This is a genomic window from Geminocystis sp. GBBB08, assembly GCF_016743215.1.
In the GTDB taxonomy this organism is placed as follows: domain Bacteria; phylum Cyanobacteriota; class Cyanobacteriia; order Cyanobacteriales; family Cyanobacteriaceae; genus Geminocystis.
This window is the reverse complement of the sequence record NZ_VRZC01000152.1, coordinates 1-9,512: the sequence shown is the minus strand read 5'-3', so window position 1 is coordinate 9,512 and position 9,512 is coordinate 1. Positions and strand designations below refer to the sequence as shown.

General features: G+C 38.4%; 6 protein-coding genes. 3 read left to right on the top strand and 3 right to left on the bottom strand.

What is annotated here, in order from left to right:
• The coding region (locus FWJ34_RS15595) for an ATP-binding protein (protein ID WP_396232015.1) at positions 1-189 on the bottom strand (189 nt) is incomplete at its 3' end.
• A 100-nt stretch (positions 190-289) separates the two neighbouring features.
• Here FWJ34_RS15595 and FWJ34_RS15590 point away from each other — a divergent pair.
• The 3 genes from FWJ34_RS15590 to hisS all read left to right on the top strand — a co-directional run bounded on the left by FWJ34_RS15590 (position 290) and on the right by hisS (position 7,372).
• Positions 290-1,195, top strand: coding sequence for an alpha/beta hydrolase (locus FWJ34_RS15590; RefSeq protein ID WP_308256262.1), 906 nt, complete (start codon positions 290-292; stop codon positions 1,193-1,195).
• Between the two features lie 281 nt (positions 1,196-1,476).
• A complete protein-coding gene (locus FWJ34_RS15585) occupies positions 1,477-5,655 on the top strand; it encodes a bifunctional nitrate reductase/sulfite reductase flavoprotein subunit alpha (RefSeq protein WP_308256261.1) in 4,179 nt (1,392 codons plus the stop codon).
• Between the two features lie 457 nt (positions 5,656-6,112).
• The gene (gene hisS, locus FWJ34_RS15580; protein ID WP_308256260.1) at positions 6,113-7,372 is read left to right on the top strand and encodes a histidine--tRNA ligase; all 1,260 of its coding nucleotides are present in this window, start codon (positions 6,113-6,115) and stop codon (positions 7,370-7,372) included.
• Between the two features lie 11 nt (positions 7,373-7,383).
• Here the strand turns inward: hisS and FWJ34_RS15575 are convergent, their stop codons facing one another.
• Positions 7,384-7,698: a DUF1049 domain-containing protein gene (locus tag FWJ34_RS15575; RefSeq protein WP_308256259.1), complete on the bottom strand. Its 315-nt coding sequence runs from the start codon at positions 7,696-7,698 to the stop codon at positions 7,384-7,386.
• Positions 7,699-8,021: 323 nt separating this feature from the next.
• The coding region (locus FWJ34_RS15570; protein ID WP_308256258.1) for a glucose-6-phosphate isomerase at positions 8,022-9,512 on the bottom strand (1,491 nt) is incomplete at its 5' end.

The following is a 9,512-nucleotide window of genomic DNA, read 5'->3' as shown; positions in this document are numbered from 1 at the left end:
TTCTAATGGTTTATTTCTGTGTGCATGACGTACTGCATTAGTAAATCCTTCCGCTAAAGCCAGTTGACACTGTAACCAATCTTTTTGACGAATCCAATCTTGTTTTACTGATTCAAACTGAAGCAATACTTCTTCTAAATAAATCAAATCAGTCTTGACTTGAAAATATGTATATTGAGACGGTTTCAATTGCAACTTAATCCTCTACTAAATTTTGAATAATGTCTCGATCTAATTTAAACTACCATTATATCAAGTTATTTTAGCTTAAATTTTATCAAATCAAATTATGACATTTTCATCGCCAACTGAATATTATTCTTGGAATAAATATAAATGTGCCTATACTAGCTATAATACCAAGAAAGATTATAATCTAGCTTTAGTCTTAATCCATCCTATTGGTGTCGGTTTATCAGGCAATTTTTGGCATCGTTTTCTCTCAGCAGAAGCTAATTTAGGCTGTAATTTGCCTATTTATAACCCTGATTTATTAGGATGTGGACAAAGTGATTTCCCTCGTGTTGCATATGATCCTAAAGATTGGGCAAATCAACTAAATTATTTTATTAATAATATTGTCAAAAAACCTGTTATTTTAGTAGTGCAAGGTGCATCTTTTCCCCTCAGTATTTATATGTCGGCAGGAGAGATGAAATCTGATTTAATTAAAGGTTTAATCTTGTCAGGTCCTCCTGCATGGAATATAATGATTAATGGTGGTAATCTTCGCATTAGTGAAATTATTTGGAATCTTTTTTTTGACTCTTTTATTGGTTCTTTATTTTATCAATATGCCCGTCGTCGTAATTTTATTAAATCTTTTTCTATTAAACAACTATTTGCCAAAGCTGAAGATGTTGATAATGAATGGTTAGATATGTTAGAAAAAGCCGCTATTAATCCTCAAAATCGTTATGCTGTTTATTCTTTTTTAGCCGGTTTTTGGCGTAAAGATTATTCAAAATTAATGCAAAAATTAGAGCAAAAAATATTACTTTTAATCGGAGAAAAAGCTACCAGTATTAGTAAAGAAGGTTTTAAAGAAACTCCAGAGCAAAGAATAGAATTCTATCAAAAAAATATTGCTAATGTTAAGGGGAAAAAACTTAAAGGGCGTAATGTTTTACCCTATGAATCAACGGAAGAATTTTTAACAGAAGTTGTCAATTTTTATAAGCAATTTTCTAGTTAGAATTAAAATAAATAGACATCTCCAGAAAATATTTATATAAGCTCGTAGTGAGGGCTTTAGCCCTTATTTGGAGAATTATTAAAGAGATCTAATAGAAAAACTTCGAGATTACCGTTTAACAAAAAGTGCATGATTTTTATGAGTAAATTGCATTGCTTTATCTGTTTCGTAGCACAGACTACCGAAATAGATAGGTGCGAGAAGTAAGTTGGTAACTTATTAAATAATTATGGCACTACTCCAAAATAAATCGGAGGAATGTTACAACTTAAGCAAATCAAATGCAAAACACGCAACCCAACAAATCTGTCAAAACCGTCTGCCCTTATTGTGGAGTTGGCTGTGGCATGGTACTGGAAGTTGCTAAAGACAAGGTAGTAAAGGTTTCAGGGGATCGATCGCACCCTGCTAATTTTGGTCGTCTCTGCACTAAGGGTAGCACTAGTGCCCAAGCCTTGCGGGAATCGGGACGGATGGAATCGGCTTATATTCGGGAAGATCGCACCCGTGAACCCTTACAGATAGACATGAACATAGCGATAAAGAAAACAGCCCACCAATTGCGCCAAATTCTCGACAAACATGGTGCTGATGCCTTAGGGTTTTATGTTTCTGGGCAAATGTCGTTAGAGGCCCAGTATCTCACCAACAAACTGGCGAAAGGTTTTGTCGGCACTAATAATATTGAGTCAAACTCACGGCTATGTATGGCGAGTGCTGGGAGTGGGTATAAGCTCTCCCTCGGTGCAGATGGTCCTCCGGGCTCTTATCAGGATATGGATTGTACAGATTTGTTTTTTGTGATCGGTGCTAATATGGCTGATTGTCATCCAATCTTATTTTTGCGATTAATGGATAGGGTAAAGGCAGGGGCAAAATTGATTGTAGTTGATCCTCGCCGTACCACGACTGCTGATAAGGCAAATTTGTATATGCAAATCAAGCCCGGAACTGATCTTGCTCTTCTGAATGGACTACTGCATTTAATTGTTAAAAATGGACATACCGATGCCGCCTTCATTGAGGAATTTACGGAAGGTTGGGATGTTATGCCTACTTTTTTAGAAGATTATCCTCCCGATGTGGTTGCCGAAATTACGGGTATCCCTGAGACAGATATTCGACAGGCGGCTCAATGGATAGGGGAAGCACGAAAATGGATGAGTTGCTGGACAATGGGGTTAAATCAAAGCACCCATGGCACATGGAATACTAACGCCCTTTGTAATCTCCATTTGGCAACGGGTAAGATTTGTCGCCCAGGTAGTGGTCCATTTTCCCTGACAGGACAACCCAACGCCATGGGAGGAAGGGAAATGGGATATATGGGTCATGGATTGCCAGGACAGAGATCGGTACTGGTGGAATCTGATCGCACTTTTATCGAGACAATGTGGCAAATACCCACTGGTACGCTTAAAACCAATCTCGGACAAGGTACAGTCGATATGTTCTCCCAAATGGCTGAGGGCAAAATCAAAGCCTGTTGGATTATCTGCACCAATCCTATTGCCACTATTCCTAATCGTCAAACTGCCATCGCCGCATTAGAAAAAGCAGAACTGGTAATTGCTCAAGATGCTTTCTTAGATACTGAAACTAATCGCTACGCTGACATTTTGTTACCCGGGGCATTATGGGCGGAAGCCGAAGGGGTGATGGTTAATTCAGAGCGTAATTTAACTTTAATGCAGAAGGTGATAGATCCACCGGGGGAAGCCCTCCCTGATTGGCAAATTATCGCCAAAGTTGCCTGTGAAATGGGCTTTGCTCATGGTTTTACCTATAGTTCCGCCTCAGAAGTTTTTGAAGAGATTAAGAGTGCTTGGAATCCTCGAACGGGCTATGACTTGCGAGGTGCGAGTTATGAACGACTGCGGAAAACACCCCTACAATGGCCTTGTCCCCCTGAACAAGACAGCGATCGCAATCCAATTCGTTACGCCAACGATGGTGTCAGCCAAACCCTCAAAGAAAACCCTGACGGTAGTCGTCCTCGCCTTGTTTTCCCCACCGAACATGGCAGAGCCGTATTTTTTCCTCGCCCCCACACACCCAAAACAGAAATGCCCGATGAAAAATATCCTTTTGTCCTAAATACTGGAAGACTACAACATCAGTGGCATACCCTGACTAAAACTGGGAAAATTAAGACTCTAAATAAGCTAAACCCTAGTCCTTTTGTGGAGATTAATCCAGAGGATGCGAGTTTATACAATATTTGCCATGGCGATCAAGTGGAGATTCGTTCACGTCGAGGCTTTGTGATACTTCCTGCCGTGATTACTGATCGAGTACGATCAAGTAATTGTTTTGTCCCTTTCCATTGGAATGATGAATTTGGGAAAGATCTTGCCATTAATGCCGTCACTAACGATGCCATCGATCCGATTTCACTCCAGCCAGAGTTCAAATTCTGTGCCGTAGCCCTCACCCCCGTAATTAAGCCTGTGGAAAAACCTCCCATCGCCAATATTAACCCCCTCATACCTTCTACTTTTATAAAACTTGATATGTCCAAAATTGATGCCCTTTCTAACCTTCTTGGTATTGAAACCATGCCAAATGTCGTGCTAGAAGATCATGAAAAACTTTATTTATCGGGCTATTGTGCCGGGTTGCGTTTGGAAAAGTCTCTTAGCGGTGTGCCGACACTTCCCCCTAGTGCACCCATTGATCCGACAAAACGGCTGTGGATAGATGGTCTCCTGTCAGGGCTATTTGCCCGTAGCTATGTGGCAAGTGTTAGTATTCTACCATCTGAATCTACGATGGAAACCCAAGGGATCATCACTAAAATAACTGAACCTGAAACCAATTCCCCACCAGTATTATTACTCTGGGCTTCCCAGACTGGTAATGCGGAGGAATTTGCAGAGCTTTGTGCCAAGTCTTTGATCACAGCAGGGCATCAGGTTAATCTTTGTGCTATGGATGACTATGTGATAGCGGATCTGCCCAAAGTTCGCAATTTACTGTTAATTAGTAGCACCTTCGGCGATGGTGATCCTCCTGATAATGGTGTAAATTTTTGGGAAGCTCTTAAAGTTGACACTGCTCCTCGCCTCACAGAAACTCGCTTTAGTGTCTTAGCCTTTGGGGATTCTAGTTATGACCAGTTTTGTGGCCATGGACGCAAACTAGATGCTCGACTCGAGGAATTAGGAGCCCATAGAATGTTGCCAAAAGTAGAATGCGAACCAGATTACCAAGAACAAGCACAGGCTTGGTTAGAAGGGGTGAAGCATTGTCTAGCAGAGGCCAATATTTCATCACAAAAAGAATCACCACAAGAATCGGTAGCGATGGCACAAATTCCTTCACCACCGAAGCGCATTAAAACCTTCGACAAAAAAAACCCTCTGTTAGCACCATTAGTGGGCAATATTTTATTAAATGATTATGGTTCTTTGAAAGAGACTAGACAGTTTATTTTCTCTATAACCGATCCAGATTTTATCTATGAGGCAGGGGATGCCCTTGGCGTATGGGTTAATAATTGTCCAGACTTGGTGGGAGAATTGCTCTCCATTACTGGTTTATCTCCAGAAGCTCTAATCAATGTGGATGGACTAGGTGAAATGCCATTACAGGTTGCTCTTTTGAAACATTTTGAGATCGCCCGTGTGAACCAAAGTCTGCTACAATTCGTACTAGAGAAATCCCAATCCGATGAATTAGCTCAACTCCTAAAGCCTGAACATAAAGACAAGCTCAACCAATGGCTATGGGGAAAACAAGCGGTGGATGTGTTTCATGAATTCCCGATCGCCATTACCCCCACCGAACTATTAAGCCTATTCAAGCGTCTCCAACCAAGATTATATTCCATCTCCTCGAGTCCCAAAGTCACACCTAAAGAAGTTCATCTCACTGTGTCAGCGGTACGTTACACTTACAATGGTAAAATGCGTAAAGGAGTTGCTTCTACCTTCTTAGCTGATCGTGCCGAGAATACTCAAGTACCAATCTTTGTGCAAAAATCTGCCCACTTCCGCCCCCCCTCAAAACCTGATACACCGATGATTATGGTAGGTCCAGGTACTGGGATTGCACCTTTTCGAGCATTTTTGCAAGAGCGTCAAGCTAGGGGAGATTCTGGACGAAATTGGTTGTTTTTTGGTGAACAGCATTTTGCAACAGATTTTTACTACCGTGATGAACTCAAACAATGGCATGAGGATCGCTTCCTGACTCGACTTGATTTAGCATTTTCTCGTGATCAAGCAGAAAAAATCTATGTCCAAGATCAAATGCGTAAACAGGGTGCAGAACTTTGGGCTTGGTTGCAAGAGGGGGCACATTTTTATGTCTGTGGTGATGCTAGTCGCATGGCAAAGGATGTGGATAAAGCACTGTGTCATATTGTCCAAACTCACGGTAAATTAACAGCAGAAGAAAGTAAAGTATATGTCAAAAAACTTGCTTCCGATAAACGTTATGTGAGAGATGTATATTAAAATCAGATCTTGTACCAAATTAATAAATTGTCGGCGAGAACTAGACCTCACAAGGGCAGATTTTTAATATTTGGGTGAATACAAGGCGACAAAGAAGATGCTACATAGGAAAATTGGTATTTTTCTGAGATCTGGCATGACTTACATAAAAACTAAATAGACAAAGCTGAGAAAATCAATTCCTCTATTGTTAAAGTCAAATTCTTTTATCTTTGCCCTTTACTATATTTTTTCAAGAAATCTAATATTGGATTTTTCACAAATGATTTAAACTCAGATCTTGCACCAGTACAATAATACTAATGAAACAAAACGGGAAAAATCAATTTTAGGAGTTTTAAAATCAATTCTGATTACTTTTCCCTCTTCCCTCTTCCCTTTTCCCTATCCTCATCGAGAATTGATGATAGAGATGCAAGATCTAAGTTAAAATTGTCATATTAACTATTAACTATATATGGATAATATTGAAGCGATTAGAGGCACAAAAGATATTTTGCCCAAGAAAGTAATATACTGGCAATACCTAGAAAAAACTGCTTCTGAAATTTTAACGAAAGCCGCTTATCAAGAAATTCGGACTCCAATTTTTGAGCAAACTCCCCTATTTGAAAGAGGCATCGGGGAAGCAACGGATGTAGTCGGCAAAGAAATGTACACATTTACTGATCGGGGTGATCGCTCTATAACCTTACGTCCTGAAGGCACTGCTGGAGTAGTTCGTTCTTACATTCAAAATAAACTGTTTGCCAGTGGCGGAGTAGAAAGATTATGGTATAGTGGAGCAATGTTTCGTTATGAGCGTCCCCAAGCAGGAAGGCAACGACAGTTTCATCAAATTGGCTTAGAATTATTGGGTAGTAAAGCGGCAAGGGCCGATGTTGAGGTAATTGCCATCGCAACAGATATACTGAAAGCGTTAGGATTAAAAAATCTGAGTTTACAACTAAATTCTGTGGGTAGTAAAGAAGATAGACAAACCTACAGACAAGCCTTATTGGATTATTTAACCCCCTACAAAGACAATTTAGATTCAGATTCCCAAGACAGATTAAGCCGTAATCCTCTACGGATTTTAGACAGTAAAGATAAAAAAACCCAAGAAATCGCCCAAAATGCTCCTAGTATCCTTGATTATCTTGGGGATGACTCCCGTCACCATTTTGACAAAGTATGCACCTTGTTAAGTGATTTAAGTATCCCTTATGAATTAAATCCACGTCTGGTTAGAGGCTTAGATTATTATACCCATACAGCTTTTGAAATTATATCAGGAGACTTAGGTGCACAAGCTACGGTATGCGGAGGGGGAAGATATGACGGTTTAGTGTCTCAATTAGGAGGTGTCGAAACTCCAGCCGTTGGTTGGGCGATAGGTATGGAAAGGTTAATCTTATTATTAGAAAAGTTACAACCTCTTTCTCCTCAAACTCCTGATATTTATTTCGTTTCTCGTGGAGAAAAAGCGGAAAATTACGCTCTTGTTATCGCTCAAAATTTACGTCATTCTGGTTATAAGGTAGAATTAGATCTTAGTGGTAGTAATTTCCTTAAACAGTTTAAACGAAGCGATCGCAGTGGTGCTAAAATTTGTTTAGTGTTGGGAGAGAGTGAAGTTGAACAAGGTATGATTCAGGTTAAAAACTTAGAAAATTCTGAACAAAAAACTGTATCTCAGGATAAACTATTAGAAATATTAACTCAGTTAATAAATTGATAAATTAATCTTTATTCCCAATCGAAAAGAGGATCTTTTTCTTCTTCAAAATTTCGGTTAAACTGATTATTATTTTTGTTAGTTTGATTAGATTTATAAGTCTTTTTCTGATATTTGTTTTTATTAAAAAATATAGGAATAATTGCTCCGATGATAAAGCCTAAACTTAAAGCAAAAGCAAATAATAAACCCAGAGGAATTTTAATAGATTCTAACCAGAAAAATTTTATGCTAACTAAGGTGATATTTTGAATAGAAAATACTGCTATTAAATTAATCCAAAATCCCACGATTAAGCTAATAATAATTTGTTTAAATATAGTCATTTTCTTATCTTACAGTTATTTTAATTGTCCATAACACTACTAAGCTATAACTTACGCATTGACAAAAATCATTAAATATGAGTATGGTTTTTCCAACAACATTATAAGGTCATTTTTAGTATTATTTTTCTTTGATTACCAGATATTTTATATTTATTACTGATTATCTCAAATAACGATATTTCGTTACTACACATTATTGATAATTTGTAAAGTGCGTAACTCCTAATTACTTACAACGCTTTTCAAATTGGTAAACCACACCCCGATCTTGCGAACACACTTTAGCCTACATTTATAATAAAAATTTGTGGTTTATTGATCTAAAAACGGCTGTATTTATATATCACTTGTAAACTATCAAGTGAAGTGTGATCCCCCGTTACAATAACTCCCCGATCATTTGCGGATAAATGCCTTAAAATTTTGTAAATTGACTCTATTTCTGCTGATTTACCTAAATTTGACGCAATTTCTGTGATAGTTAAAGACTTACTACTATTTTTGATTAAATTTAACACCTCTGTTTGTAAACTCAGAATTGAAGCGGCAGCTTTTTTCCCGGCTTCAACTCCGGGTTGGTGATAGGCATTAATGTTAACCAAATAAGCATAAATACTTACTGCTCTTTCATATAAAGCAATTAAAGCACCAACAATACGAGGGGTAACTTCATTGACGGTGACAGTAATGGAATCTCTACCATTATCATATAAGGCTTTACGAGTGCCTTGTAATAAACCAGAAAGATAATCACCGCTAGTAATATCCGTTTCTAATTCAAGGGATTTCCCTTCTCTATCTTTTAATACTTCGATAAAGGTAACGAAAAAGTTAGCTATTCCTTCCCGTAATTGTTGCACATAGGCGTGTTGATCTGTTGATCCTTTGTTACCATAAACTGCTATACCCTGATAAACTATGTTGCCGTCTAAATCTTTTTCCTTGCCTAAAGATTCCATCACCAATTGTTGTAAATAACGACTAAACAACAAAAGACTGTCTTTATAAGGCAGCACTACCATGTCTTTTTCTCCCCTCCCTTTTCCGGCATAATACCAAGCTAAGGCAAGTAAAGCCGCAGGATTTTGTTTCACATTTATGTTTCTAGTAGCAATATCCATTTCTTTTGCACCTTCTAACATCTCGTCAATGTCGATGCCTTCTAACACGGCGGGTAATAAGCCAACGGCTGATAATTCGGAAGTGCGCCCACCCACCCAATCAAACATTGGCAAACAAGCCAACCAATTTTCTTCCTTGACAACTTGATAAAGTTTACTACTGTCATCCATCATGGTTATAGCTACTGCATAACGAGAAAAGTCTAAACCTTTTTCTATGTAAGCATTTTTTACCTCTAACATTCCATTACGGGTTTCTGGTGTGCCTCCTGATTTGCTAATAACTAAGACTAAAGTACTTTTTAAATTATCTCCTAACTTACTTAAAACTCGATCGATTCCGGTAGGATCTGTGTTGTCAATAAAGTGTATATTTAAACTAGGGTTAATCGACCCTAAAGCTTGAGAAACAAATTGAGGACCTAAAGCTGAACCTCCAATACCGATAGAGAGTAAATCTGTGAATTTTTCTCCTTGAGGAGTAGTTATCGTGGCTGAATGGATTTTTTCGGCAAATTCCTTGATTTCTACTAAACTGTTACTAATTTCTTCCTTTATTTCTTGAGTAGGTGCAATGTCAGGATTTCTTAACCAATAATGCCCTACCATGCGATTTTCATCAGGATTAGCGATCGCCCCTTGCTCTAGTTTAGTGATAGAATCAAAAGCGGAGGCGAATTGGGGTTGCAT

Coding starts and splice junctions, on each gene's coding strand:
- FWJ34_RS15590 (WP_308256262.1), top strand. CDS start 290: ATGACATTTTCATCGCCAACTGAATATTATTCTTGGAATAAATATAAA.
- FWJ34_RS15585 (WP_308256261.1), top strand. CDS start 1,477: ATGCAAAACACGCAACCCAACAAATCTGTCAAAACCGTCTGCCCTTAT.
- hisS (WP_308256260.1), top strand. CDS start 6,113: ATGGATAATATTGAAGCGATTAGAGGCACAAAAGATATTTTGCCCAAG.
- FWJ34_RS15575 (WP_308256259.1), bottom strand. CDS start 7,698: ATGACTATATTTAAACAAATTATTATTAGCTTAATCGTGGGATTTTGG.